The 26,428-nt window shown below is 59.7% G+C and carries 27 protein-coding genes; 12 read left to right on the plus strand and 15 right to left on the minus strand.

All coding sequences use genetic code 11. The features are described 5' to 3' along the window. Positions 1-377: 377 nt before the first annotated feature. Positions 378-2,879, minus strand: coding sequence for a heavy metal translocating P-type ATPase (locus C7T96_RS22475; protein ID WP_106573498.1), 2,502 nt, complete (start codon positions 2,877-2,879; stop codon positions 378-380). Positions 2,880-3,037: 158 nt separating this feature from the next. After that, a complete protein-coding gene (locus tag C7T96_RS22480; protein WP_106573499.1) occupies positions 3,038-3,505 on the minus strand; it encodes a Fur family transcriptional regulator in 468 nt (155 codons plus the stop codon). 356 nt (positions 3,506-3,861) lie between these two features. Here C7T96_RS22480 and C7T96_RS22485 point away from each other — a divergent pair, with 356 nt between their 5' ends. Next, positions 3,862-5,166: a cytochrome b N-terminal domain-containing protein gene (locus C7T96_RS22485; protein WP_106573500.1), complete on the plus strand. Its 1,305-nt coding sequence runs from the start codon at positions 3,862-3,864 to the stop codon at positions 5,164-5,166. 112 nt (positions 5,167-5,278) lie between these two features. Continuing rightward, entirely contained in the window at positions 5,279-6,007 is a 729-nt protein-coding gene (locus tag C7T96_RS22490) for a universal stress protein (RefSeq protein WP_245414221.1), read from the plus strand. Between the two features lie 77 nt (positions 6,008-6,084). Here the strand turns inward: C7T96_RS22490 and lspA are convergent, their stop codons facing one another. Further along, positions 6,085-6,582, minus strand: a complete 498-nt coding sequence (gene lspA, locus C7T96_RS22495; protein WP_106573532.1) for a signal peptidase II — start codon at positions 6,580-6,582, stop codon at positions 6,085-6,087. Positions 6,583-6,783: 201 nt separating this feature from the next. Between lspA and C7T96_RS22500 the strand changes: the two genes are divergently transcribed. Continuing rightward, entirely contained in the window at positions 6,784-7,386 is a 603-nt protein-coding gene (locus tag C7T96_RS22500) for a transglutaminase-like cysteine peptidase (RefSeq protein ID WP_106573501.1), read from the plus strand. Here C7T96_RS22500 and lnt read toward each other — a convergent pair. Both lnt and C7T96_RS22510 read right to left on the minus strand, forming a co-directional pair. Further along, positions 7,370-8,884 carry an apolipoprotein N-acyltransferase gene (gene lnt / locus C7T96_RS22505; protein WP_106573502.1) on the minus strand — a complete coding sequence of 505 codons (1,515 nt, stop codon included), beginning with the start codon at positions 8,882-8,884 and terminating at the stop codon, positions 7,370-7,372. The genes C7T96_RS22500 and lnt overlap by 17 nt on opposite strands. A gap of 97 nt (positions 8,885-8,981) precedes the next feature. Beyond that, positions 8,982-9,710 (minus strand): cytochrome c biogenesis protein CcdA, encoded by a 729-nt coding sequence (locus C7T96_RS22510; protein ID WP_106573503.1) that lies wholly within the window; start codon positions 9,708-9,710, stop codon positions 8,982-8,984. A 202-nt stretch (positions 9,711-9,912) separates the two neighbouring features. Between C7T96_RS22510 and C7T96_RS22515 the strand changes: the two genes are divergently transcribed. The 7 genes from C7T96_RS22515 (at position 9,913) to C7T96_RS22545 (ending at position 15,172) form a co-directional block, all read left to right on the plus strand. Further along, positions 9,913-11,064, plus strand: a complete 1,152-nt coding sequence (locus C7T96_RS22515; protein WP_106573504.1) for a cell wall hydrolase — start codon at positions 9,913-9,915, stop codon at positions 11,062-11,064. Positions 11,065-11,068: 4 nt separating this feature from the next. Further along, positions 11,069-11,689 (plus strand): isoprenylcysteine carboxylmethyltransferase family protein, encoded by a 621-nt coding sequence (locus tag C7T96_RS22520; protein WP_146149226.1) that lies wholly within the window; start codon positions 11,069-11,071, stop codon positions 11,687-11,689. Between the two features lie 304 nt (positions 11,690-11,993). Beyond that, entirely contained in the window at positions 11,994-12,554 is a 561-nt protein-coding gene (locus C7T96_RS22525; RefSeq protein WP_106573506.1) for a manganese efflux pump MntP family protein, read from the plus strand. 154 nt (positions 12,555-12,708) lie between these two features. Beyond that, positions 12,709-13,068: a zf-TFIIB domain-containing protein gene (locus C7T96_RS22530; protein WP_106573507.1), complete on the plus strand. Its 360-nt coding sequence runs from the start codon at positions 12,709-12,711 to the stop codon at positions 13,066-13,068. A gap of 21 nt (positions 13,069-13,089) precedes the next feature. Then, the gene (locus tag C7T96_RS22535; RefSeq protein ID WP_106573508.1) at positions 13,090-13,833 is read left to right on the plus strand and encodes a DsbA family protein; all 744 of its coding nucleotides are present in this window, start codon (positions 13,090-13,092) and stop codon (positions 13,831-13,833) included. A gap of 174 nt (positions 13,834-14,007) precedes the next feature. After that, positions 14,008-14,697: an rRNA adenine N-6-methyltransferase family protein gene (locus tag C7T96_RS22540; protein ID WP_245414222.1), complete on the plus strand. Its 690-nt coding sequence runs from the start codon at positions 14,008-14,010 to the stop codon at positions 14,695-14,697. A gap of 19 nt (positions 14,698-14,716) precedes the next feature. Beyond that, the gene (locus tag C7T96_RS22545; RefSeq protein ID WP_106573510.1) at positions 14,717-15,172 is read left to right on the plus strand and encodes a pseudoazurin; all 456 of its coding nucleotides are present in this window, start codon (positions 14,717-14,719) and stop codon (positions 15,170-15,172) included. A 128-nt stretch (positions 15,173-15,300) separates the two neighbouring features. Here the strand turns inward: C7T96_RS22545 and C7T96_RS22550 are convergent, their stop codons facing one another. The 9 genes from C7T96_RS22550 to C7T96_RS22590 form a co-directional block, all read right to left on the minus strand. After that, entirely contained in the window at positions 15,301-16,341 is a 1,041-nt protein-coding gene (locus tag C7T96_RS22550; protein ID WP_245414226.1) for an NAD(P)-binding domain-containing protein, read from the minus strand. 17 nt (positions 16,342-16,358) lie between these two features. Continuing rightward, complete coding sequence (locus tag C7T96_RS22555; protein ID WP_245414223.1) at positions 16,359-16,967, minus strand: L,D-transpeptidase; 609 nt, start codon at positions 16,965-16,967, stop codon at positions 16,359-16,361. Beyond that, positions 16,957-17,832 carry a peptidylprolyl isomerase gene (locus tag C7T96_RS22560; RefSeq protein ID WP_106573512.1) on the minus strand — a complete coding sequence of 292 codons (876 nt, stop codon included), beginning with the start codon at positions 17,830-17,832 and terminating at the stop codon, positions 16,957-16,959. The genes C7T96_RS22555 and C7T96_RS22560 overlap by 11 nt, the downstream gene beginning before the upstream one ends. A gap of 10 nt (positions 17,833-17,842) precedes the next feature. Then, positions 17,843-18,475, minus strand: a complete 633-nt coding sequence (locus tag C7T96_RS22565) for a DsbA family protein (RefSeq protein WP_106573513.1) — start codon at positions 18,473-18,475, stop codon at positions 17,843-17,845. A 65-nt stretch (positions 18,476-18,540) separates the two neighbouring features. Beyond that, entirely contained in the window at positions 18,541-19,257 is a 717-nt protein-coding gene (locus C7T96_RS22570) for a L,D-transpeptidase (protein ID WP_106573514.1), read from the minus strand. A 452-nt stretch (positions 19,258-19,709) separates the two neighbouring features. After that, positions 19,710-20,717: a murein L,D-transpeptidase family protein gene (locus C7T96_RS22575; RefSeq protein ID WP_199190556.1), complete on the minus strand. Its 1,008-nt coding sequence runs from the start codon at positions 20,715-20,717 to the stop codon at positions 19,710-19,712. 525 nt (positions 20,718-21,242) lie between these two features. Continuing rightward, positions 21,243-22,354 (minus strand): IS3 family transposase gene (locus C7T96_RS22580; RefSeq protein WP_106573515.1). Its coding sequence is split into 2 segments (ribosomal slippage): positions 21,243-22,102 and positions 22,102-22,354, totalling 1,113 coding nucleotides; the frame shifts between segments, so codons are not numbered across the junction. 163 nt (positions 22,355-22,517) lie between these two features. After that, complete coding sequence (locus C7T96_RS22585; RefSeq protein WP_106573516.1) at positions 22,518-23,174, minus strand: transglutaminase-like cysteine peptidase; 657 nt, start codon at positions 23,172-23,174, stop codon at positions 22,518-22,520. A gap of 147 nt (positions 23,175-23,321) precedes the next feature. After that, entirely contained in the window at positions 23,322-23,834 is a 513-nt protein-coding gene (locus tag C7T96_RS22590) for a copper chaperone PCu(A)C (RefSeq protein ID WP_245414227.1), read from the minus strand. Positions 23,835-23,981: 147 nt separating this feature from the next. On the opposite strand from C7T96_RS22590, the gene C7T96_RS22595 reads away from it, so the two are divergent. Next, positions 23,982-24,395 (plus strand): helix-turn-helix domain-containing protein, encoded by a 414-nt coding sequence (locus C7T96_RS22595; RefSeq protein WP_106573518.1) that lies wholly within the window; start codon positions 23,982-23,984, stop codon positions 24,393-24,395. Positions 24,396-24,544: 149 nt separating this feature from the next. Then, positions 24,545-25,891, plus strand: coding sequence for an Nramp family divalent metal transporter (locus C7T96_RS22600; protein WP_106573519.1), 1,347 nt, complete (start codon positions 24,545-24,547; stop codon positions 25,889-25,891). 11 nt (positions 25,892-25,902) lie between these two features. On the opposite strand, the gene C7T96_RS22605 is transcribed toward C7T96_RS22600, so the two are convergent. Further along, positions 25,903-26,400 (minus strand): hypothetical protein, encoded by a 498-nt coding sequence (locus C7T96_RS22605; protein WP_106573520.1) that lies wholly within the window; start codon positions 26,398-26,400, stop codon positions 25,903-25,905. Positions 26,401-26,428 lie beyond the last annotated feature (28 nt).

Genomic DNA, 26,428 nt, shown 5'->3' on the forward strand with positions numbered 1-26,428 from the left:
AGGCCACAGGCAAAAAGAAGGAGAAAGCCGCGCCCTTGACCACAACCTGAGACCCAAACCATACATGAAGGCGGGTCACTTCTCGACGAAAATCCCGGGTCAGCTCTCAGCGGAAATCAACATCCCTTCATTTGATCGTTACCTGCTGGGGAGATGAGACAAACTTGACCTTTCCGGACCATCTCACAGTACGATCCGCCCGGAAGCAGACCGGCAATGACGATCACGAGAATGGCAAGCCGAAACACCAGGCTACCCCAAGCCCTCCGTGTCATACGCCTTCTTCCACGTGTCCGGCGGCACCCGCGAGCGTTCCAGCCCCGCACTGACTACCGGCATCACCGGCCGTCGAAAGAGGTGCGCCGCATCTTTGGGGTCTAAGCCGCCGCTCGATAGGGATCACGATAAGCGAGCAGCCGCAAGGCGTTGAAGACCACGAGAAGGGTTGAGCCTTCGTGCACCGCAACGGCCGCGCCAATGCTCAATCCGAAAATCGTCGCTGGTACGAGCACGGCGACGATGCCCAGGCTGACGACGACGTTCTGGAGGATGATCGAGCGGGTCTGGCGGCTGAGCCCGACTGCGAAGGGCAGGTGCGACAGGTCATCAGCCATCAGCGCCACATCGGCTGTCTCCAGCGCCACATCGGAGCCGGCCGCGCCCATGGCAATGCCGACCGTGGCGCTCGCCATCGCCGGTGCGTCGTTGACGCCGTCGCCGACCATGGCGACCTTGCCTTCAGACCTGAGCTTCTTGATCGCCTCCACCTTGTCTTCGGGCATCAGGTCGCCCCAGGCCTCGTCGAGCCCGACGTCCTTCGCGATCGCGTCGGCGACCTTCTGATTGTCCCCCGAGATCATGATCATGCGCGTGATGCCGATCTCGTGCAGCTTCTTCAGCGTCTCGCGCGCCGCGGCGCGCGGCGTGTCCATCAGGCCGATCGCGCCGAGATCGCGGTCGCCCTGGCGGACCACCATCGTCGTCCGGCCGCCGTCCCTCAGACGCGCGACGGCCCCGGTCATGGCGGCGCTGAGAGCCGGGACGCCGTCGCTTCCGAACATCTCGGCTTTGCCGATCCACACCGTCTGCCCGTCGAGCGTCGCCGTCACGCCCTTTCCGGTGAGGCTTTTGAGATCGGACGCGTCGTCGACGACCTTTCCGCTCAACTTTTCCCTGCCGTCGCGCACGATCGCCTCGGCCAGCGGATGGTCGCTCAGGCTCTCCACGGCGATAGCCACCTCCAGCAGTTCCTGCTCGGTGACGCCGTCGGCGGCGACGATATCGGTGATGCGGGGCCTGCCCTCCGTCAGCGTCCCGGTCTTGTCGAAGGCAATCGCCGTCAGCGAGCCCAGGTTCTCGAGCGGTCCGCCACCTTTGACCAAGACACCGCCGCGTGCCGCACGAGCGACACCCGACAGGACGGCGCTTGGCGTCGCGATCGCGAGCGCGCAGGGGCTGGCAGCCACCAGCACGGCCATCGCCCGATAGAAGCTGTCGCGGAACGGCTCGTCTATGACGACCCAACCGAACAGCATCAGGATCGCGAGCACCAGGACCGCTGGCACGAAGATTCGCTCGAACTTCTCGGTGAAACGCTGCGTCGGCGACTTCTGCGCTTCCGCTTCGCTCACCATCTTGACGACCTTGGCAAGCGCACTTTCGGTCGATTTTCGCGTCACCTCGATCTCGATCGCACCCGCACCATTGATCGTGCCGGCAAAGACGCGCGAAGCGCCGTCAACGGAATCAGGCCGCGCACGCGCCGCTGCGACATCGGCAACCGGACGCTTGTCGACCGGGATACTCTCCCCTGTCACCGGCGCCTGATTGACGCTGGTCGTACCCTTGCTAAGGAAGCCGTCGGCGGGAAGACGCTCATTCGGGCGAACAACGACGATGTCGCCGACCACGAGCTCCTCAACCGGAATTTCTGCCGTCTCGCCCTCGCGCCTGACGGTCGCGACCGATGGAGCAAGCTCCGCCAAAGCCTCGATGGCGCGCTTGGCGCGGCCCATGGCGTAGTGTTCAAGCGCATGGCCTAGGCTGAACAGGAAAAGCAGTAGAGCGCCTTCTGCGAACGCGCCGAGCGCGGCCGCGCCAGCGGCCGCGACCAGCATCAACGTGTCGATCTCAAATCGCTTGAGGCGGAGATTGTCGATAGCCTCGCGCAAGGTGAAGAAGCCGCCGAAGAAGTAGGCCGCGATGTAGCAGGCGGTGGGGAGCCACCCTGGCGCGCCTGACACCAACTTCTCGATCGCGTAACCGATCCCCAACAGCGCACCGCATGTGAGCGCAAAGATCAGTTCCGTGTTGGGCCCGAGGAATTCACCGTGCGAATGATCATGGCCATTACCTTCGGAGTGTCGCTCCCCAGGCCCATGATCATGGCCGGCATGTGGATCCTGTTTTCTCGCCAACGCCGGCGAGGCGTCGCCCACCCGCTTGACGCCCAAGTCGCGCATTGAAGACGCGATTCTGTCTTCAGAGATCGTGCTGCGATCGAATTCGATATGCACAATGCCGGCAGCACTCGCCTCGGCTTCGAGAATTCCGTCCAAAGACCGCAGCTTTTCAGTGACGGTGCGGGCCCGACGTTCGTGACCGATCCCGGAGACATTCCAGGTCAGATGCCCGAAGCGAGCCGAAATCTGCACTCCGGCCGTCCGAGCGATCTCGCGGATCCGGGCCAGCGGCAGGATCTCCGGGTCGTAATGGAGGCATAGTTTCGCAGGCTCCGCGCCTTCACCTGCCACGATGTGGACTCTCTCGACACCCGGTCGAACCTCAAGGTCATCAGTCAGACGCTTGACGCAAGCATCTGCAACGTCGTCGATCTCAGGGAGCAGGACCGGAATGTCCAGACGAAGCTTGCTTGTCATCTAGAAATGCTCCCATGTAAAATATTCCGTGTCCGGCCAGCCGATGACATCCCCAGACTGTTCAGTAGTCGTAGCTTCGCCCCTAACACTGAAACCTGCTTGTTGAGGGGCCTTTGCGTAGCCCAACCAATACTGAAGATTGCGAGAGTGTCGAACGCTTATTTGCTCCGGTCGCGACCTCGCGGCGCCTCTTCAGGTTTCCGCTTTCGCGCTTTCGCCGGTTTTACATAGATTTCCAGCCTGTGGCTGATGATCTCAAAACCGTGCTCCTGCGCAATTTGTTGCTGAAGCTGCTCAATCTGATCAGAACGAAACTCGACCACCCGGCCTGACTCGACATCGATGAAATGGTCATGGTGTTCAGCGTCGGCACGCTCGAAGCGAGCAGGCCCGCTGCCGAAAGTGTGCCTCTCAAGGATTCCTTTCTCCTCGAGAAGGCTGAGTGTTCGGTATATCGTTGAAAGCGCTATCCGTGGATCGACTTTCGTCGCACGCCGATGAAGTTCCAAAGCGTCGGGATGGTCCCTCGCTTGCTGAAGAACCTCGACGATCACGCGCCGCTGGCCTGTCAAGCGAAGACCGCATTCTTTGCAGATCTTGACGATATCAATTGGATCGATCTGCATCGCAATCAGCCAATCCTGCCGGATATCATTCTATACACCAGCTCCCAAACCCCTCATTTCCCCGCCCCGTGATGTCGATCGTTCCAAAATAGCACAAGTTCAGACTCATCTGCCAACGCATGGCCTGATCGACGCTGCGGCTTCCTTATCTGGTTGAAATCGTCGCCCTCGCCGATGACAAGGCGCCTAGCGGGTCGAACGGGCTACGCTCAGCGACCATGAATGCGTCGGACATCGACACTTCTGCATGTCCTTTTGTCGCATCGAAACGGGAATGTCGGCGCTTGAACCTCAAGCAACCTGAGATGTTACCGACGAAGAAAACCTACGCCATCTGACCGTCGAGAGGGAAGTAGATGTCGCGATCGCCGTCAGCGTATAGCCCCAAAACGCGCCTCGGACGATGGATCGATGCGCGGATGCCACTTCCCCGGTTGGTCCACGATTCCTTTGTCTCCTATCCAGTTCCCCGCAATCTCAATTATCTCTACACGTTTGGTGGCATCCTGACGCTGATGCTCGGCCTCCAGATCCTCACTGGAGTCGTGCTCGCCATGCACTACAGCACGAATACGGCGACCGCATTCAACTCCGTTGAGAAGATCATGCGCGACGTCAATTCGGGGTGGCTGCTCCGGTATCTCCATTCAAATGGCGCATCGTTCTTCTTTATCGCAGTCTACATCCACATATTCCGAGGGCTATACTACGGGTCATACAAAGCCCCCCGTGAGCTTCTCTGGATATTGGGATGCATTATTTACCTGCTGATGATGGCGGCGGCGTTCATGGGGTACGTGCTTCCATGGGGCCAGATGAGTTTCTGGGGCGCGACCGTCATCACCGGCTTCTTCACGGCGATACCCCTTGTGGGGGAGTGGATACAGCAGCTGCTTCTCGGCGGTTTTGCCGTCGACAATCCCACACTGAACCGATTTTTCGCACTGCATTATCTGCTTCCATTTATGATTGCAGGTGTTGTGGTGCTCCATGTCTGGGCATTGCACGTCACGGGTCAAACCAACCCGACAGGCATCGAAGTCAAGCACGAGACAGACACCCTGCCATTTACACCATACGCAACCGTGAAGGACGCATTTGGAGCCATAGTGTTCCTACTCGTATTCGCATACTTCGTCTTTTACATACCGAATTACTTGGGCCACCCAGACAACTACGTTGAGGCTGACTCTCTTAAGACGCCGGCGAAGATCGTCCCGGAATGGTACTTTCTTCCATTCTATGCGATCCTCCGCGCCGTGACGTTCAACATCGGACCGATCGACTCGAAGCTGGGGGGCGTCCTGGCAATGTTTGGCGCGATCGCGGTGCTCTTCTTCGTGCCATGGCTCGATACATCGAAAGTGCGATCCGCAGTGTATCGCCCGTGGTATAAAGTGTTCTTTTGGTTGTTTGCCGCAAACGCTCTTTTCCTGGGATGGCTCGGGGCCAAACCGGCGGATGGCATTTATGTGGTGCTGATGCAGATCTCGACGGTCATCTATTTCGCTTTCTTTTTGGTGGCGATGCCTGTGCTGGGCTTGGTCGAGACGCCTCGACGGTTGCCCAACTCGATAACCGAAGCGGTGTTGTCCGCCGCTGCGCGGAACCGTGGCGGCACTTCCAGGCAGGGTGGGGAACGCAAGTCCGCAGAACAATAAGTATATTGTTTGAACAGGCCATAGGAGTTCTACCGTGACTGACTTCCGCTAAATCGTTGTCGATGCATGTCCGCGGAGCAACCTAACCAGGACCCTCGAATTCGCCCGCGAGATGGCCAAGGCGTTCGACGCAAGAATCTCCGTCGCTTCCTACGCATGGCCGAAAACGTCGATGAAGGACGTCTTAGCTCCGAACGTTTTCTGGGCCGAAGAGCAGACCAGATTGATGGAACGCGCGTTGGCGTCCAGTCGGAGCATCGTCGACAAGGTCTTTGGCGCCGATTCTGACAAGGTCCACTGGTGTTCGGGAATTGGCGAACCAACCGCTGCAATGCGGGCGCACCTCCTGACCGCAGACTTGCTGATCACGGATTCATCCGATGAAGACGAAAGCGTGTTGCCAAATCCGGCTCACGTCGCCCTTGGTTCCGGCGTGCCCGTGCTGCGCCTAGGGCGCTCGGTTGCAAACGCTCGCTTCCCCCGCATTCTGGTCGCTTGGAAGGACACCGCGCAAGCCCGACGCGCGGCTCATGATGCCCTCCCTCTGCTTGTCCGCGCCGAAAGTGTTTCCGTCGTCGGGGTCGGCGATGAGGTTTCGAGCGAACGGCTCGATGCTGTTGCGACGCACCTGCGTTCCCATGGCGCAAAAGCGCAGTATTTGCACGTTCCAAACACCGCAGGAGACGCCAGCTCGAGCTTGCTTGAGCAGGCCGGTCGGGAGGGATCCGACCTGATTGTGACTGGCGTTTTCGGACGCAATTCACTCGCCGAACGCATCTTTGGGGGCGTAACCACAGAAATGCTGAAGAGCACCGAAATCGGCTGGTTCATGGCGCACTGACTTTGCGTTCACTGACCATCGAGGATGGTGTGAGCTATCGAACAAGCGCTCGATCCGGATCGTAGTGCGCAACGGCATCATCCAGCAGGGTGCCCAGGCTTGGAGCGGAAAGAATCAGCAATCAAGATTGCCGCTCCAACGACAATAGCTATATCAGCAATATTGAATGTCGGCCAATGCCAGGCACCTAAATGAAAGTCGATGAAATCAGTAACAGCGCCTTGCCGCATTCGGTCGTAGATATTCCCGCTCGCACCTCCCGCTATCAGTCCCAGCGCCATTGCTTGGCCACTGGTCTTTGTATTAAGCATCCAAACAAACAAAAATCCGACTACGACTGACGTCATGAATGACAGCGAAGAAGGGGCGCTGGAAAAATAATCGGAAAGGATTCCGAAGCTGATCCCCGTATTGTAAGAAAGCGCAATATTGAGAAATGCAGTTATATAAATATCTCTTGGCGGTTGCATGATAATCTCGACGACTGCAAACTTGGACAGTTGATCGATCGAAAACGCGAACGCCACGCAAGCGAGACCGAGGAGCACTCGAGTTGAATTTGCGGATCGCTTCACGGTCATCCTCCGTCACGTTCGGGGATGAGAGCTTCGTCGCTCTAGCTGCTTGAGCTTCAATCGCCGGCCGGCAGCTTCCTGTGGAAAGCTAGGGGCATGGATCGACACTTCACGAAGTCGTGGCCCGCCCGTAATGGACGCGGACCGCACGAGCCGTTAAGGGATCGGTAATATCGGTTAAAATCGACGGGGGATCGGGGAGTGACCACTCGAAAGTCGATCGCTGCTTTGTGTGCGGTGGCCGCTTGGACGTTTGGCGCCGGCAGTGCATGGGCCCATCCGTCCGCGATGATGACAGGAAGCCTCACATCGCAACCGATCGGACACTATGAGTTCTGCAAGCGCAACGCTTCAGAATGCTCAATTCGCACCCGCGACGTGACGCCGCTGAAGATGTCGACGGAGCTCCTCGGGCGTCTGGAGAAGCTCACGGTCACCGTGAATCAGGCCATTCAGCCGAAAAGCGACCTCGAGCTGTATGGCAAGGAAGAATACTGGACCTATCCCGTAGATGCGGGGGACTGCGAGGACTATGCGCTGGCGAAGCGCCGCGTCCTGATGGAAGACGGCATCTCAGCATCCAACCTGCTCCTGACTGTGCTGCGACGCCCGAACGGCGATGGGCATGCGGTGCTGACCGTTCGAACCGATGGGGGAGACATTGTTCTCGACAATCTCACGGACACGGTTTTGAACTGGGATGAAACCGGATACACCTACCTGAAGCGACAAGCGATCGATCATACCGGTCGATGGGTTTCGATACGAGACGGGGACACGCCGCTGGTCAGCTCCGTCCACTAGGGGCCACAGCAACTCCTGGGGTTTGCCGTGATCGTCGTCGGGTGACCGCGCCAGCGGCAATGAGCAGCGCTATGGACACCACGACCGGAATGTTTCCGGCCCGGCGGAACAATGTCTCAGTAGGCGCTGGTGCGGGCAATGGACCATCAATGACCCCGCTGACGTTCAGGGGAAGTATCTCCGTCACCCGACCATAGCTGTCGACGATCGCGCTGACACCGCTGTTGGCCGCCCGGATGAGCGGCAGACCCGCCTCAAGCGTTCTCGCTCGCGCGGCAAGGAAATGCTGGTAGGGTCCCGCGGACATGCCAAACCACGCGTCATTCGTGATGTTCAGGATCCACCCTGCTTGGTCGTCGCCCGAACGTGGAAATATCGCCTCATAGCAGATTAAGACCCTCGCGGCGGGCAATCCGACAAGCTGAATCGGCGCGCTGCTCTCACCCGGAATGTAGTCGATATCGCCGACAGTCATTTTCATGGCGCCGAGAACCCACTTGAATGGGGTGAACTCACCGAAGGGCACCAATCGCCTCTTGTCGTAGGCTGCAACGACGCCTCCCATCTCATCGAGTGCGAGAACGCTGTTCAGTAGGGCAGGATCATCAGCGCGACGCGCAGGAGCTTCCCTGACCGCCCCGAAGAGAAGCAGGCCCCCAGTCGGTACGCTGGCGGTGAGGGCTGGATGGATGTTGCGACCAGCTTCAAACAGGACAGGATACGCCGTCTCGGGCCAGACTACGTAGCGTGGCCGATCGCTTTCACCGGACGTACTGAGCGCCAGAAGTTTGTCGAGGATTGCGTTCGCTTGGCCGGCCTCCCATTTCTGGTTTTGCGGGATGTTCGGCTGGACGATCCGAACGCGCTGTCCATTTTCCCCGATGTCGGCTGCGGCCAGGCGTATCGCCCCGCCAGTCCATAGAGCGGCGAAAGCGATCGTTGGCACCAGGATCAGAAGGAGTGCCGCGGACCGACGGCCCAGCTTGCACTTCTCGGTGATCAGGAGTGGCAAGACCGCCAGGAGAACTGTCAGAAGCCCGAGGCCATAGATGCCCGTGACCGAAATGGCCTGAAGAACTTCATCGCTGAATCCCCAGGCGTATCCAGTGAGGTTCCAGGGGAATCCCGTCAGTATGGCGCCGCGGGCCATCTCCGCGATGGACCACGTGGCCGGGAGGACGATGAGCGCACCCGGCCCCGATCCGCCGAGACAACGAGCAGCCATCGCCGCGGATGCCGGGAACAAGGCCAGCAATGCCGAAAGAGCGGTCACCGCGGGCCAGGCCAGCATTCCAAATCGTTCGGCTTCGACCGCAAAGCTTTCGGTTATCCAGCTCAGGCCAACGATGAACTGACCCAGGCCGAAGGCCCATCCGGCGACGAATGCAGCCAGGACGCTTTGGCTATGACGTGTCAGAGAGGCGAACGCGGCAAGGCCCAAATATGCGAGAGGAAAGACGAAATAGGGTGCGAACCCCAGGCCGCTCAGGCCGCCCATCGTGACTGCAATGGGGACGCAGTGACGATAGCGTTGGCGCGACTTGATCCGCGAAATTGAATCGGCCCCCGTTCTTCGTGGATCACGCCGCACCGCGCTAGCCGATGTAGCCCAGTCCCGGAAAGCGCTCGAGCAGCCAGAATGCGATCAGCGTAAGACGGCCTGTCATCATCAATATTCCCATGGCGATCATGATGCAGCCGGCAAGGACGTTGAGGATATGGCCGGCATATCGCATGCGCTTGAACCCGGCCGCGATGCTGCTGAAGGCGACCGCAACTATCAGAAAGGGGATTCCCAACCCGACGCTATAGGCTGCAAGGAGAACCGCACCGCTTCCGGCAGACACCGCCGCAAGGGTGAGGATCGAGCCGAGCACCGGGCCAATGCACGGCGTCCATCCAAAAGCGAATGTAAGTCCAAGCGTATACGCTCCGGCTGGTCCCGATATGGTCTGCGGCCCAGGCAGTCTGAAATCTCTGAGCAGCGCCGGTATCTTGATCAGTCCTGTCATCACAAGGCCGAAACAAACGAGCAGCGCCCCGCCAAGGAGATTTGCCTCGACATTGTACCGCAGGAGAATGCCGCCGAACGCCTGCGCGCCAAGCCCAAGAATCACGAAGACGGTAGAGAACCCGGCTATGAAAAAAAGCGCTGACCAGACGACCCTGATACGATCGGCAAGCTGCCTGGACGCAGGATCGACGCCGCTGGACACGAACGAAAGATAGCCCGGCACAAGCGGGAGAACGCATGGGGAAACGAATGATATGGCACCCGCCACAATGGCCGTGAGAAGTCCGACGGCTGAGACATCGATCGCCAAGGCTGTCGTCCTTCCTCTGTCGACTGCAATCCCCGATTCACCCCATTTGTGTGTCGGTCTAAATGCTCAAGCGACATGAGGTTCAATGGGAGCCTGGATAAGCCTGCCGTGACATTGCGACGCGCAGTCGCAGTAGTGTTAACTTTCCATCAAGGTTAACAATCGATTCTCCTTCTGCGTGGGGCATCCGGAGAATGAGATATTGCGGTCCAAACCGAAAGCCGCTTTCGAGCGACGATCATCGAACGGCCATCGGCGTGTGCTCGCGATTCTCGGCGCAAGTTGGTTCGTGTTCGGCTTCGCATCGCCCACGGGGATCCAGGGCACCAAATCCGAGTTGGGAATCGCTCCCGGGCCGGATCGCTGGGCGGTATATGTCGAGCAGGCCGACACCTGCTCTCATCTGAAGGAGCTCCGGCTGCCCAGTGCCGCTATTCCTGGCGATGACGAAAACCTGGATCTGGTGCTCGGCGGTCAACGGGTCAATTTGCGGGCGGATCGAGAGGTTTCTTCCACGTCCCAGCGGGTGGTTGAAGAAGCGAAGAAACCACGTCTGGTCAGCGTGGCGTATCGGAAAAACCTGGAGACCCCCGTTGGAGAGCAGGCGTTGACTTCGCGGCTACTTTCGTCGGGGACCGACGCGTCATACTTTCTGCGGGGCTTTTCAAAACAGGCAGATCCCGAAATGGTGGCGGGCCTGTCTACGTTTCATAGCCCGGCGGACGACCGTCTGGCCGGTGTGCCGGCGGCGCTCGCCGACCTGGTCAGCAACGATGGCGCCGACATCCTGGCCACGGCCTACGCCCCAAAGGATGAGTTCCACGCCTCCTCCAATGCCTTCGCGGCTTTGCTCGGCACCGACGAGACAGCCGGTCGCTTCGTTCCGCCCACGATGGAAGGTGACCACGATTGGATGAAGCAGCCTCTACCGGAATCCGTCTTCTCGACAGCCGAGCAAAAGTGCCTTGCCACCGCAATTTATTTCGAGGCTCGGGGCGAGGAGGTGAGGGGGCAGGCCGCGGTCGCGCAGGTCATTCTCAATCGGGTGCGCAACCCTGCATATCCAGCAAGCGTCTGCGACGTAGTTTATCAAAATGACAGCTGGATCAACAAATGCCAGTTTTCCTTTGCCTGCGACGGCATTCCGGATGTCATTGCAGATCGGCGCGCGTATCGTCTGGCAAAGGACGTGGCCATGGCAGTCACCGGCGGGAAGATATTCTTACCCGAAGTCGCGTCATCGACCCATTACAATGCCACCTACGTCAGCCCGCGTTGGGCTCGCTCCATGGAGCGCATGACCCAGATCGGTTCCCATATATTCTACCGCACATTCGGCGGGGGGTGGAGTTAGATCGTTGTTAGGGACTATTGGTACGAAATCCCCGGTCGAACGCAGGAGGACTTTTGTAACCTGGCTGTTGGCCCCAGCCTGGCTTGCGATGCTTGTCGCTACGCAGCCGGAAGGCTTCGAAACGTTGGGCTACAGCCTGATCGAGTTTCTCGGATTCTTCCTGGTGTTTGCTGCCGTTCTCGGAAGGCTCTGGTGCACTCTGTATATCGGAGGTCGGAAGGATCTGGATCTCTGCCAAAGCGGTCCGTATTCCCTTACCCGCAATCCTCTCTATTTCTTCTCCTTTCTCGGGCTCGTCGGCGTCTGCCTTGCGGCTCAGAACATTGTCTTGATGATCATAAGCGCGGTCGCATTCCTGGTTTACTATCGACCGGTAATCAGAAATGAGGAAAAGCGGTTGCTGTCCCTCTTTGGGCCGGATTACCTGCTATACATGGCGAGAGTTCCTCGCTTCTTTCCTCGCCTCGATTTGCCGGAAAGCGAAGACACCGTCATTGTCCACTCTCGGGCATTTGTACGGTCGTTGACGGAAGTCATGTGGTTCCTTGTCGCCATCGTCGGAATTGAAGTGCTTGAAGAACTGCGCCAAGCGGCGGTGATCTCTGGCTGGCAACTCCCCTTGTAGGCTGGCCCGCTCCGTGTAGTGCTGCGTCGGCGACGCCACGCTTCACGCGAAGTCCGGCCAGATGCAAATGAGTATCAAGTGCTCATCTAGCTGAATTAATTTGACTTTTTGGATTCACGTTCCTATCTCCCGGCCAATCAGGGAGTAGTCACCGCGCCCGCGCGGGACCGTGTCAACAGGCTTGCGCGCATGCGCATGGCGCGGTCAGCCGATTCAACGGCCCGACAAGACTGTGGCGCCACTTCTCCTATGCGGACGAGCAGAGGTTGGCGCCCCGGTAGATGTCCGTCGGGATCGCTGTCCAATGTCGCCCTACACCACTGCCGTGCTCGCCCTGAGCATGTCGATCGATGCCTTTGCTGTCTCTGTCGGACGAGGGGCCGCCATCGGCTCGCCGCCCCTGAGAGATGCGTTACGGACAGGTTTGATCTTCGGTATTGTCGAGGCGACAACACCCATTCTCGGTTGGATCGCCGGCGTTGCAGCCAGCCGCTTTGTCCAAGCTGTCGATCATTGGATCGCCTTCGCCCTCCTCGCGGGCGTCGGCATTCATATGCTCTGCGCGGCAATCTGGGGTTCTATTGATAACCCGTCCAAGGGAAGATCGCTCGCCGCCCTGATGGCGACCGCTGTCGGAACCAGCATCGACGCCATGGCAGTGGGTATCTCTCTCGCATTTCTTCAGGTCAACATCGTCATCGTCGCGGTAGCAATAGGGCTTGCCACCTTCGTGATGTCCTCGGGCGGCCTGCTTGTCGGGAGGCTGGTTGGCCATCGCCTCGGCAGACTAGCCGAACTGATTGCAGGTCTTGCACTTTGCGGCTTGGGGACGATGATCCTGCTCGAACACCTGTCGCCGATGTGAAAAGACGTTTGAAATCGTGGCCGCGCAACAGTTTAGCGGCGTCGCTTTCCAAAAGGGAGCTGCGACATTTGAACACTTGAACCTCAGCCTGCTCGAGGTCCTACCTTTCCGTTAGCGGGGTGCTTTGGTGCACTCAAATAGGTTGGATATCGCGATGTCAGGAACGCTTCTCAACTCGCTAGGACCAGGCGACAAAGCCACCGGGGCTCTTTGTCCACATTGCAGGGTCGACCTCGTTATGAGCGAGCGTCAGGGTATCGAAATCGACTACTGCCCGAAATGTCGCGGCGTGTGGCTGGATCGCGGCGAACTCGACAAGATTATCGAACGGAGCGCGGCGGAGGAGGCCCAGTACGCCCAGGGGCAAGCCGGTCGCGGCCGTGCGCAAGCAGCCTCACGCAATACATCGAACGACTGCCGCGAAGATCACCGCCGCGATTATAGCGACCATGATCGTCATGGCGGACACCATGGTCGAAGGCACGGTTCGTTCCTCGGCCGATTGTTCGACTGACACCCCACCAGGAGCGGAACCATGAAGGCTGCGCGCATTGGTCGGCTAGGGTGGTACGCCATTGCCGTGTTGACAACGGCCTCGCCGACCTATGCCCAATCGATCGATCGGGCGGAGGTCGAGAAGATCGTCCGCGAATACATCATGCAAAACCCGGAGATCATCGAGGAAGCACTTGCGGAGCTTGAGAAGCGGAACCAAACAGCTCAGGCCGAGGCCAGGTCACAAGCGATAGCGGCCGAGACTGATGCGTTGCTCCGATCGAGCGACGATGTGATCCTGGGAAATCCGGACGGGGATGCTACGCTCGTTGAATTCTTCGACTTCAACTGCGGCTATTGCAAGCGGGCGGCGCCTGACGTCAAGGCACTTGTCGCCGAGGATCCCAAGCTGCGGATCGTGCTGAAGGAGTTTCCCATTCTTGGGCCGGGCTCGGTCGAGGCCGCGAAAGTGGCCCTGTCCGTGAGGCGCGTTGCTGGCGCCGCCGCTGCGCGTGATTTCCATGTCAGATTGATGGAAATGCAAGGGCAGATAAACGCTAGCCGGGCCTTGGACCTGACCGAAGAGATGGGACTCGACCGCAAAAAGCTGTCGGATGAAATGGCTACTCCCGCGGTCGAGGCCATCATCGCGGCAAACCTCGCGCTGGCGCAGCGGCTCGGCCTGACAGGAACGCCCTCGTTCGTCGTTGGAGATCAAATCATCGAGGGCGCCGTTGGAAAGGAACCGCTTGCCGATGCAATCGAAGCGGTCCGCCAGAAATGAGCCCTCTGGAGACCAATCCTCTGCCTCTTTGGACAGCAAACCTAGCATCCGATTTCGGTACCTTGGATTGAAGCATCTCGCCAACCCAGCCTCACTGTCGCGCCCGACGATCAGCGGCAACCGGCACGCCATGCCACATCGCTTGGCAAGAAAGGTTGGCGCTGGATGCCTCAGATGCCGCAGCGTTTGACATTCCTGCGCCAGTGGCTCGCCAACCCCCTGAGGGTAGGGGCGGTGCTCCCCTCAGGTACGTCTCTTGCCCACTTGATGACAAAGGCAATCGACCGCAACACGGGGTCAGTTCTCGAACTTGGACCCGGCACCGGCGTCTTCACCGAGGCTCTCCTCAAACGTGGCTTGGTGTCGGAACAACTGACTCTGGTCGAACTGGACGAGAGATTTGCCTATTTGCTCTCGCGCCGGTTTCCGGGCGCTCGAATTGTCCAGGGCAGTGCGGCTCGCTTGTCAGGGGCGGGCGTCGGGAGAGATGTCGCATACGGTGCGGTTATCAGCGGGTTGCCACTCCTTTCGATGCCCTCCCGCACGGTATTTCGCATCGTCGAGGGCGTAGCGCGCAGGCTCGGGCCCAGCGGCAATCTCTATCAATTCACCTATGGCGCTCGGTGCCCCGTTGCGCACGCCATACTTGAGAGGCTGGGCCTGGAAGCGAGTTTGCTTGGGACCGTCATGTGGAACCTGCCGCCGGCGTCGGTCTATCGGATTTCACATACGCGGGTTGATCCGAAGGTGGCATCAGCCTCCGAACCGCATGTGGTGGCAGACGCCCACGCCCATACAGCTCTCATCCATAGGCAAAACCCGGCCGCTATGTGCTGGGAAGGGGAACGGGTTTCCAGTCAATAGAAAGAGCAAGGAGCTCGATATGTTCACGAGACGCGAGATGCTGGCCGGCACAACGGCTTTTGCAGCCCTGGCGGCACTGCCCGCGCGAGCACAGACCGGGGTCAACCATAAGGTCCAGATGCTGAACAAAGGGAAGAAGGGCGCAATGGTGTACGAGCCGGACTTCGTGGCTGCTTCCCCCGGCGATACCATAACCTTCATTCCAACCGACAAGTCCCACAACGCAGAGAGCATAAAAGGGATGCTGCCTGAAAACGCGCTCCCTTTCAAAGGCAAGCTGAATGAACAGATCACCATCACCATAGAGAAAGAAGGCGTCTATGGCGTAAAATGTGTGCCGCACTACGGAATGGGGATGGTGATGCTTATCGCCGTCGGGGCGCCAAGCAACCTGGATGAAGCCAGGGCAGTCAAGCATCCGCCAAAAGCAAAAAAGCTGTTTGACGAGCTGCTTGCCGACGTTCCTGCGGCTTGATCCATTCCGGATTGCGCCAGGCAACTGTGCCTGGCAGCAGGCGACCATCCGGAGACGACTTGCAAGCTCCCATCTCTAGGAAGAAAAGCGTCGAAGCACCTTGAAAGCGGTGTTTCGACGCTTGATGACTATGGCTTTGCCCTGTCCGACAGCAATCGTTGGACAATAATTTCTCCGTCCGACCCGGCTCCCATGATCAACGCCGATGCTCGATTGCGTTGCCATGGCCGGCCGACAAAGTAGATGCCTTTCACCGCCGAGATACCGGCTTCGTACAGGAAAGCTCCGTCAGGCCCCTTCGCATCTTCGATATCGAGCCAGGTTGTGTCGTCCCGATAGCCGACAGCCCATATAACAGTCCGGACGTCCGCCGTCGCGCCGTCGGCAAACCGGGCCGCTTCGCCGCTTGCTTCAATGAGACGTGGCAGCACCCGGATGCCGCGCTTCGCGAGGCTCTCGATGCTCCGGTCACGGTCAGGAAACGCATCGGATTGTCTAAGCTTTCTGCCAATCCGCGACTCCGCGGGGGCTCTCAGTACGCCAAACAGGTTGAGCCACCACCAGATCGACTTGCCAAGCACTCGCTCGGGAAAGAGCTTGCGAGGCTTGCCCGTCGCCAGCATGGCGGGCTGCCTTTGTTGCACTTCCACAGCGATATCCCGCCCGCTTGCTCCATCTCCGACCACCAGGACCGGACCGTCGGGCAGCTGGTTCGGATTGCGGTAGGTTTCGGTGGTCAGCTGGAGCACCTCGTGTCCGAACTGCGCCGCGACCTTCGGCACAAGCGCGACCTGGAACGCTCCGGACGCGACGATCACCTCGCTGGCTCTGATACGCGATCCATCGTCCAACGCAGCTTCAAATTCACCGTCTCCAGCCTTCGAGAGGCGGATCAGACGTCGACCAAGCTGGATCGGCAGTCGGAAACGTGTCGCATATGCTTCAAGATAGTCGGCGAACTCGTCGCGGCTCGCATAAAGTTCCCGGTTGCCCGCCAGGTCCAGTCCCGGCAGGGCGCTGAACTGGCGTGGCGTGAACAGAGTGAGCGAGTCGTAGCGCACCCGCCAGTTGTCTCCCACCCGACGATGACTGTCGATGATGACAAACGGCACGCGGGCATTCTTCAGGTGATACCCGGCTGCGAGCCCCCCCTGTCCGGCTCCGATCACCAAGACAGGTCTTTCCATCAGACAACGACGACTTGGGCTCCTACGGGCACACGCTCGTAAAGATCCTCAACATGCTCGTTCACCATCCTGATGCAGCCGTTGGAAACAGCCTTGCCGATGGTCCAAGGCTCGGTCGTTCCGTGAATACGGTAGAGCGTGTCGCGGCCGTTACGATAAAGGTAGAGAGCCCGTGACCCCAATGGGTTGTTCGGCCCCCCTGGCACGCCGCCAGCATAGCGGGCATATTTCTTGGGATCGCGGCGGATCATGTTGTCGGTCGGACGCCATGACGGCCATTTTGCCTTCCTGCCGATGATCGCCGAACCCGAAAACGCCAGGCCTGCCTTGCCGACACCGATGCCATAGCGACGCGCAAAGCCCGCACCGTCGACCAGATAGAGAAATCTCTCGCGCGGAACCACGACGATCGTTCCGGCCAGATAGTCATAGGGTGTCCTTACGACCTGCGGAAGGAAGCGCTCCTCGAGGACGAACTTGCGTTGCGCCCCGTTCGCCAAGGCCTGCCCGGGTGCCGCCAGCAAGGTGAACATGCCAAGGATAAAAGTCCGTCGACCAATCCCGAGAGGCGACCGAACATCCCCGATTTCCTCGGAACTAATGCTCATGGCCATCGTCTCCCTCTGGCGGCGCGACATCCGGAACAAGCTTCTCCACCTTCGCGGCCGCCCGAAGCTCGGAAATGATCCGTCTTTCCTCCGTGGCTTCGAGTGCTTGCCGAACCTGCGCTGCGACGGCCTCGAAAGCTGGGGCAGGCCGATTGCGTGTCTCCTCAACCAGAACGACGTGGAAGCCGAAGGCGCTCGCAACGGGTGACTGCGTGAATTCTCCGGGCTGCAGTTTCGCCGCCGCCGCGTCGACCTCGGGTACGACCTGGCCTTCCGCCACGAAGCCGAGGTCTCCGCCCTTAACCTTGGAGACCTCGTCGGCCGAGCGTTCCTGCGCCAGCTCCGCGAAGGCCTTGCCCCCCTTCAGGGCCTCAATGACCTCGACGGCATCGCTCTCGCTTCGAAGCAATATGTGACGAAGTCGGCGCTCAAGAACGGGCGGGATTTTCCCAACCTGGTCGTCATAGGCCGCCTTCACCGCCTCATCCGTCACCGCCGCGGCGACGCGCTGCTCGAGGAAGAGCGAGCGCAAACTCTGCGCCTCGAAGAAGGCCAGTTGCCGCTTGTAGGCTTCCTGGTCGGCGACGTTGGCCTTGAGCGCGGCTTCGGCGACAATCCTGAGCTCGATCAGGGCGTCCACCAGCATCGAGCGCTTCGCATCTTCGGGCATCTGTCCGAGCTGCTGGGAATACATCTGCTCGGCAATGGCAAGATCATCTGCAGTGATGTCCTGGCCGTTGACGCGGCCGACAACACTCGCGTCCTGCGCCCCGGCGACCGAGCCGAGCAACAGCGACAGCGAAACGATCGTCGTGCCGATCAAAATCCCGCTCTCCCGGTACCTGTTCTTGGTCCAACCCATCATGAGAACCTCCCTATTGCCTGGCGGCGGCTACCAGCGGATCGATGATCTCGCTGAAGCGCTCGATGCTGAGCGCGCCCTTTTGCATTTGGCCGTTGATGAAGAAGGTGGGCGTGGAATCGACGCCGAAGGATCGGCCCCCCTCGGCAACGGCTGTGACTTTCTCGAGCAGAGCCTGGTCTTGAAGGCATTTCTCGAAGTCGGCGGTGCCCATCCCGGTCATGCCCATGACGGATTTGAGCGCGGCCGTGCCGTCTGACACCCGCGCCCAATTGTCCTGGGTCCGATAGAGCAGGTCGATGGTGGGGTACCATTTGTCGTCGCTGACGCACCGCGCAAGCATGAAGCCGGCCGAGGACCGGGGATCAAAGGGAAACTCCCGCATGATGAAGCGGACCTGACCCGTATCGACATACTTTTTCTTGAGCTCGGGCCACACGTTCACATGAAAAGTGCGGCAATGGGGGCAGGTCAGCGACGCGTATTCGATGATGGTGACAGGCGCGTCCTCGGGCCCGAAACTCTTCTCCGGCAGCGGTCCCGGCGCCAGCAGGGCCTCCGGCGTAGGCTGGGCCGAAAGCAGGGCTGGATATGTGGCAGACATACCGACGGCAGCCATGCCGAAAATCAAACTGCGACGTTTCATCTTGGGTCCTTTCGCGAGGACAGGGTTGTGCAAGCTCTAGCCCCTTGAGAGGCAAGGGGGCTTTTTCATACAAATGCGCGGGTACCACCCCGCACAATGATGGGGGTCGGCGTCGCGACGCGGTCGTACAAGTCGATGATGTCCTGGTTCATCAACCGGACGCAGCCGCTGGAAACGGCCTTGCCGATGGTCCAGTATTCGGGCGTGCCGTGAAGACGATAAAGCGTGTCTTCACCGTTCTGGAAAATGTAAAGGGCTCTGGCACCGAGAGGGTTGTCGAGTCCGGGTGGCTGGCCTCCATTGTCCGCGCTCCACTTTTCAAGCTCGGGCTGCCGGGCAATCATTTCCGCCGGCGGCGTCCATTTTGGCCACCTCTGCTTCCATTGGATGACACCCTCGCCGGACCAGGTGAATCCCTGCCGACCGAGCCCCACCCCATACCGCATTGCCTTGCCGCCTGGCCGGACGAGGTACAGAAAGTACGATCTCGTATCGACAACGACTGTGCCGGGTCGTTCACCCGTGGGATCGTCGACAAGCTGCCTGTAGAAGCGCTTGTCGACCTTGGTAAGGTCGACCGCCGGTATCGGGAAATCTTCCTCCGGCATCGCCCGGTACATCGAGACATAGGATGGGTCGGTGGCGGGCTTTTCCGGTGCCGGTACCGCAGTCGGGTCCCCCGTAGTCGAGCAGGCGGGCAAGGCCAGTCCGCCTGCGGCCGCCGCAGCCAAACTTAGAAATTGTCGCCGGGATGGTGTCGTTCGAACGTCTTTTGAGGTCACTGTTCCGCTCGCAATAGGTCATCGAAAATCCAGCGCTTGCTGGGCAAGCGAAGCCGAAAGGCAAGAAACACGCATCACGCTGTCGGGTCTGGCGCATGTCCAGCTCGGCGCAACGCTCGCGCGCTCTCGGTTCGAGACGTTATCGGGGCGGTGGGGAATCTAAGGAGATGAGGCCGGGAGGGATCGCTCGCGTGCGCCTCTCGGGAAGCGATTGAGGTACTCCACCGACGGCAGGTACATGCCACTCCGCAAGCCAGCTGCACCCGTCATGGCACTTCGCTGCCGCGTCGGGCGAAACAGGTGCGGCGGCGTCATCGTCGCCCTCCACTGCATCCCCCGCGACTAGCGACACGATCGTGACGGACTGCTCGCCGGCCGTAGCCGTCGGCAGCGCAGCATGAAGGCTGACGAAACATAGCATCAGGAGAGCGAGCAGTGTCCGTCCCATCGCGTCACTCATCTGGCGAGTGAGGGTCGGCCAGTGCAGCGTCGGGACGGCTGATCGGCACTGATGTCAGCGAGGTCCGCTTGGCGAGAGCGGACTGACCGCCGCGTTCCAGCAACTTGCGGAAGCTCGGATGCATGCCTCCGTCGGCATAGGCATGTGCCGAAAGCACGCTGCCGGTCGAAAGAAGATCGTCCATAGCGACGCGATCGGATTGCTGCCGTCCGGCGACCAACGGATCAGCAGCGTTCAGTGCTGGCGGACATGACGCCAAAGGATCCCGTGGCTCTCCACCTTCGAACTCCCTGTCGAAGACGTAGCGTCCTTCGCAATAGGAAACCTTCGGTTGCCGGCGTGTGACCTCGAAAATGTCGTAGCCCAGCTTCAGGTCCGACCAGAATGCAAAGTTCGGGTCGTTCCGGTTCTTCGCCATGTTCTGAGGCGTCATCCGGAACGGAAACGCCTGGACCTGGAACGACCCTTGGCCGCCCTTCAGGGCCTCGCGCGAGACGGCATAGATCTCGGCAACGCCTTCGTCCGTTAGTGCGAAACAGCCGGACGACGAGCAGGCGCCATGGACCATAAGCGCCTCTCCCGTGTAGCCGAGAGCCGCTTCCAGCCTGTTCGGATAGCCGAGGTTGAACGACAGGTAGTATTGAGAGTTGGCGTTCAGCATCCCGGCGGACACATGGTAGAAGCCCTCGGGAGCCTGACGATCGCCATTCTGCCTCTTGGGGCCGAGCTTTCCGGACCAGCGGCACATCGGGTAGGTCTTGAGCAGGGCGAACTTGCCGCTGCGATCGCGCTTCCAGACCTCCAGCTCGCTTTCCTGCTTGAAGATCCGGACGAGGACAGGTGCCGAGGGAGACATGGATTTGCGCGACATATCCGCCACGAGGGCGGCGGGAATCGGCTGAGTTGCCTTCCCGTCAACGTCGAGAACAGTGGAAACACATGCGCTCAAAAAGAGCGCAAGCGCTGCAATTCCCCCCATCCTGACGGCCGTAAGTATCATCTAGAACCATATGTGTCGGCGCCCACCCCTTCCGGCGGCTTGTCCGAAAGTTCGCGTATCATAGTTAAGATGACGTTTCCGCCCACAAATTCGCGAGCGTCAAAAAACCGCAGCAAATAGACTATGCCGCTGTGCCGAAGATCAACTAGGTAAGAGCAGGACCAAGTGCCCCAGGAGAGAGACCCAGCCACGCCATGCCGGAAGGATCTGAACACCTCACCCTAGACGAGTCCAAGACACTTGCACGGCGCAGGCGACGCATGAATTGGGTGATCTGCGGGCTCCTGGTGGCCTTCGTCGTTGCCGTATACTGGATAAGTTTCAGCCACGTTCGGACTGAGACGAACGAAACTCAGTCATCCTCCGAACTGGATAACGGTCCAATCACCCACGCTTGAGTGGCCGATCGCCCTTGTCGGTGAGAAAGTGGACCGACCTAAGTCCAGTTCGGTCCATCTCTCGATGATTTTGCGCTTGGCCTGCTTTGCGTTGGTCGCACTGACCTGCTCCCCTTGATGTACCCATTCATAGGCTAGCCCTGTTCACGTTGTGGTCCATTCTCGACCGGGTTGCAAACTCGTTCGGGGTGAGCCCGTCGAGGCTCGTGTGGGGTCGGTTCAGATTGTAGTCGATCCTCCATCTCTCGATGACCTCACGGGCATGGCGGTAGCTGCGGAACAGATGCTCGTTGAGGCATTCGTCCCTGAGCCGACCGTTGAAGCTTTCCACGAAGCCGTTCTGCATCGGCTTGCCAGGCGCGATGTAGTGCCATTCGACACTCCTGTCCTGCTGCCATTTGAGCATGGCATTCGAGGTCAGTTCCGTGCCGTTGTCGGAGACGATCATGCAGGGAAAGCCGCGCCGTTCGGCGATCCGGTCGAGTTCGCGGGCAACCCGCTCGCCCGAGATCGAGTTGTCGACGACGGTCGCCAGGCATTCCCGGCTGAAGTCGTCGATCACGCACAGGATGCGGAAGCGGCGGCCGTCGACCAACGTGTCCGACACGAAGTCGAGGCTCCATCTCTGGTTCGGATCCTGCGGGATGGCCATCGGTGCTCTTGTGCCCAGAGCCCGTTTGCGACCACCGCGTTTTCGAACCGTCAGCCGCTCTTCCTTGTAGAGGCGATACAGCTTCTTCCAGTTCACCGCCATGCCCTCCCGCCTCAAGAGCAGGTGCAGGCGGCGGTAGCCGAAGCGCCGGCGCTCCGCCGCCAGCTCGCGCAGCCGCTGGCGCAGGCCGACATCGTCCGGCCGCGATGAGCGATAGCGGTAGACGCGCGGCGCAATGCCAACCAGGGCGCAGGCCCGCCGTTGCGAGTACTTCTTCTTTTCGACTGCCCAACTCACGGCATTCCTCCTCGAGCCGGGCGTCAGAAGTTTTTTGTCAGCATCTCGCGCAGCGTCGATACATCCATCATCGACTCCGCCAGAAGCTTCTTCAGGCGCGCATTCTCCTCCTCCAGCGCCTTCAGCCGCTTGGCCTCCGACACCTCCATGCCGCCATACTTCTTGCGCCAGGTGTAGAAGGTCGCATCCGAGATGCCATGCTTGCGGCACAACTCGCTGGCCGTCATGCCGGCCTGATGCTCCTTCAAAACCCCGATGATCTGTTCTTCCGAGAACCGTGATCGCTTCATTGCCTGTCTCCTTTGTCGAGGAACAGGCTAACCCAAAATCGGGAACATCTCAGGGGAGCAGGTCAGCACCGATAGCCTACCTAGCATTGGCCACGTTGTTCGGGATGGTGTGCGTCGGGCTCGGGCACAACACCATTGAGATGCTGTACGGCGGGACCGCTGTCTATCTTTTGACACTCGCCGCCGCTGTGGAAGGCGCTTGGCTCCTGCCCGACGAGATTAGAAGGTCTTCCTCATTCACCAGGCTGACCCAGCGATTCAGGTCATCTCCTGACTGACGCTTCAGATAGTAGATTTCCGTGTCCTTCCACAGGAGGACCTTCTGCTCCAGATTGTCCAGGATGAAGTCGCCGAGGTCAGTGACCACCGTCAGAACGGCGTGTCCACCGCCCTTGGCATCACGGGCGACCGTCAACAAGAGGGCTCCCAAGGGATAGCCCCTCTCGTTCAGGCGCTTGCGTTTCTCAAGGGCGTAGTCCTCGCAGTCCCCCACCGTCGTCGGGTACTCCCATCGCTCCTCAACTCCGAAAATCTCCATATCGGTCAACGGCGCAACCGCGGCATTGACCTCAGCGTTGACCGAGACGATTTCGCGCCACCGAGGCTCGGTAAGCTTGATCATCATCCCCTCCGGTCCGCGCGCGCACTCCTTTCGGTAGCGACGACAATATTCGTAGTATCCCACCGGCATGGTTGTCGCGCCGTACGTGAGCATATTGCGCGCATTGGTCGGTTGGGTCGGATTGAAATGAAAGGCGTTGGCCGAAGCTACGACGCAGGACAACCCGAGAGCCAGGGCGCAAACAACAAAGCGTATCATTGAACCGTCTCCCCGTAGTGTTGGGAAACAGATACAATACAAGCCTCAAAACGATGGAAAATCAGTGAGTTAAATTAAGGGAGAACTATCCGAAAATTTTATGCGCCGCTTCAATGTTTGATTCACCGATGGGGACCGCATACGCGATCAGTCAACGGCGACGTCTCCCTGGCCGTGATGATGTACCGTCAACTGATCGCGAGATTGGACGACATTGGCGGTAACTTCCAGTTCCTGGCCACCTTCGAAGACCAGCGTAAGGCGGCTGTCGGCCAACCAGTCAGTTCGGGGCAGGGGATCCTCCAGGAGCAAGCGAATGCCGCTAGGGCGCATCGTCAATTCGGCGTGACCCGGCACAGGAACAATTCCTTCCACTGGCCCGGTGCTGGTCCGGCCCGAACTCATTTCGGTTCGCAAGATGGAGATTTTGCCGAATGCATCGCTTCGGATCGCCTCCAGGCTGATCTGCTGATTGGTGCCATTCCAGATTGTGAGATAGCCTTCAGCGCTGTCGTCCTCGTTGTCTGCCACTAGAATCTCCGCGTGCTCGACCGTCAAAATCGGCGGCGGCTTGCCATGATCTTGTACGGCGTTGGATGCGTCCAGCTGCGTGGCCAAGACGAAGATTGCCAGCGCCGCTGTCAAAAGTGCTCTATTCACAAGCAATTGTTCCCTCTCCAGTGCCTGCCCCTTAGTTGAGCACAATCTGGGCAAACCTGTGTTCAATGCTGCCGGACAATGCGGCAATTGAACGCGTTTGCAGGGAGAAATCCTAAGCCATAATAACTATAGATACTGGAGGAACACATGCTGACGATTGGAGAACTGTCGCGGGCAACCGGCGTCAAAATTCCTACGATACGGTACTATGAACAGATGGGATTGATGGCTGCTGCCGAACGCTCCGGGGGCAACCAGCGGCGATATGAATCACATGATCGAGAGCGCCTGTCGTTTATCAAGCATGCTCGGGATCTGGGGTTCACAATCGAGGCCATCAGGGAGCTCCTGGAACTAAGCGCCCATCCCGACCGTCCTTGCGTGGATGCCGATGAAATCGCCGTTCGGCAGCTTCAAGCCGTTCGCAACAAGATCGCCAAGCTCCGTCTTCTCGAGAAGGAGCTTGATCGCATGACGTCCCGCAACCACGACGACCAGATCAAACACTGCTACGTCCTGCGGTCTCTCGCCAACCACGACATGTGCGTGAGCGAACACTAGCGACCTTAGCGAGAATCCAAACGTCGGCTTCTCGCACGATCCCAGAAAGATTTCTGAATTGCGGCGCGACGTCAGCCAGCGCCTCTTGCAAAAAGCGCTTTCCTAGCTTTAAATGCAAATAAGTCGCAACTGCAAGACATGAGATCAATATGACCGATCCGACGTCGGACGTCGCCAACGGCTGGAAGGGCAGGTCGAGCGCCCCTTCGATGTCCGATGTGCACCGGTCAGTGCCCGTGCAGGGCATGCACTCGTCTTGGCGCCGGGCCGCCGCCTTCATCGGCCCGGGCTATCTTGTCGCTGTCGGCTACATGGACCCGGGCAACTGGGCGACGTCGATCGCAGGCGGATCGCGCTTCGGATACACCCTGCTCGTGGTGGCCCTGATCTCAAACATCATGGCGATCATCCTCCAATCCCTTTGCGCGCGGCTCGCCATCGCGTCCGGTAGGGACTTGGCGCAGGCTTGCAAGGATGCGTATCCAAAGTCCGTGTCGCGTACCCTGTGGGTGCTGGCCGAGATCGCGATCATCGCGACCGACATCGCCGAGGTCATCGGAACGGCCATCGGCTTGAACCTGCTCTTCGGCATCCCGCTGGAAATTGGCGTCGTGATCACCGCGCTTGACGTCTTCCTCATTCTCTATCTGCAAAGACTTGGCTTCCGCTGGGTCGAAGCATTGGTGATCGCGCTGCTGGCCGTAATTGCCGTCTGCTTCGTGCTTCAGATTGCCCTGGCGGATCCGAACTGGGGCGACGTCATCCGCGGGTTCGCCCCGACCACCGAGATCGTCACCAATCCCGAAATGCTCTACCTCGCCCTTGGCATCCTCGGCGCGACGGTGATGCCGCATAACCTCTATCTCCACTCCGGGATCGTGCAGACGAGGAATTATGGCGACAGCCTGCCGGAAAAGCGCGAAGCGCTGAAGTTCGCCACGATCGACTCCACGGTCGCACTGATGTTCGCGCTCTGCGTGAATGCGTCGATCCTCATCCTTGCTGCCGCCACGTTCAACACGACCGGGAGGACGGAAATCGCCGAATTGGGCGAGGCCCACAGCTTGCTGGCACCGATGCTGGGCGCGGCCATCGCGCCGACCTTGTTCGGAATCGCGCTCCTGTGCTGTGGCATAAACTCGACGGTGACGGCGACCCTGGCGGGACAGATCGTCATGGAAGGGTTCCTCGATATCAAGCTGCCACCCTGGCTTCGCCGGCTCATCACGCGGGCGATCGCCATCATTCCGGCCGCGGCGATCACCATCTGGTACGGAGAGAGCGGCACCGCCCAGCTCCTGATCTTGACCCAGGTGATCCTCAGCCTTCAGCTGTCTTTCGCGGTGTTTCCCCTGGTGATGTTCACGGCCGACCGGAAAAAGATGGGTGAACTGGTGGCGCCCCGTGCGCTGGTCGCCATCGCCTTCTTTATCGCCTTTGCCATCGCTGCCCTGAACGTCAAGCTGCTCTTCGACTTTCTTGCGTCTGCGGCTTGATCCCGGCGTCCTCACGCCTCCGTGTTGTCCTCGAACCGGCAGAAATAGGTCACCCTATCGGCGGCGCCATTGGATGAAGGAACGTTGCGCAGAATGACCTTGACGACCGAGCTGCCCGCAGGCGCAATGATATTCCCGGCAATCGTCACCGTCGGATGGTCATCGGGGATGAGCTCGAAGGCGGTCTCGTCCCCGCGGGTCTGGCCGAAACGGACCGACCCCGTATCGTAGTCGCCCTCCGCGGCATAGGTCGTCTCCATCCTCCTTTGATCCAGGAACAGATAGTATTCCATGTCCGAACCGAACGGCACTCGGCCCCAAAGCAATGCGTCGGCCTTCTCACGGGACGGCCTGATGCGCCGCACGAGCGCATCACAGTCCGCGGAGGAAGGTACTGCTCCTTGCTCTGGGAACCACAGGAACGCGCCCGTCGGCGGTTCTGCCAAAGCCGGTAGAACGCCGGCAAGCGATGCCGCAAGCAAAACGCCGATTGTCTGCCTTAGCCGCATGCTCGCCTTCCGATCCGCGCGTCTTGAT

Origin of the sequence: Nitratireductor sp. StC3 (assembly GCF_003015025.1) — a bacterium.
In the GTDB taxonomy this organism is placed as follows: Bacteria; Pseudomonadota; Alphaproteobacteria; order Rhizobiales; family Rhizobiaceae; genus Mangrovimarina; species Mangrovimarina alexandrii.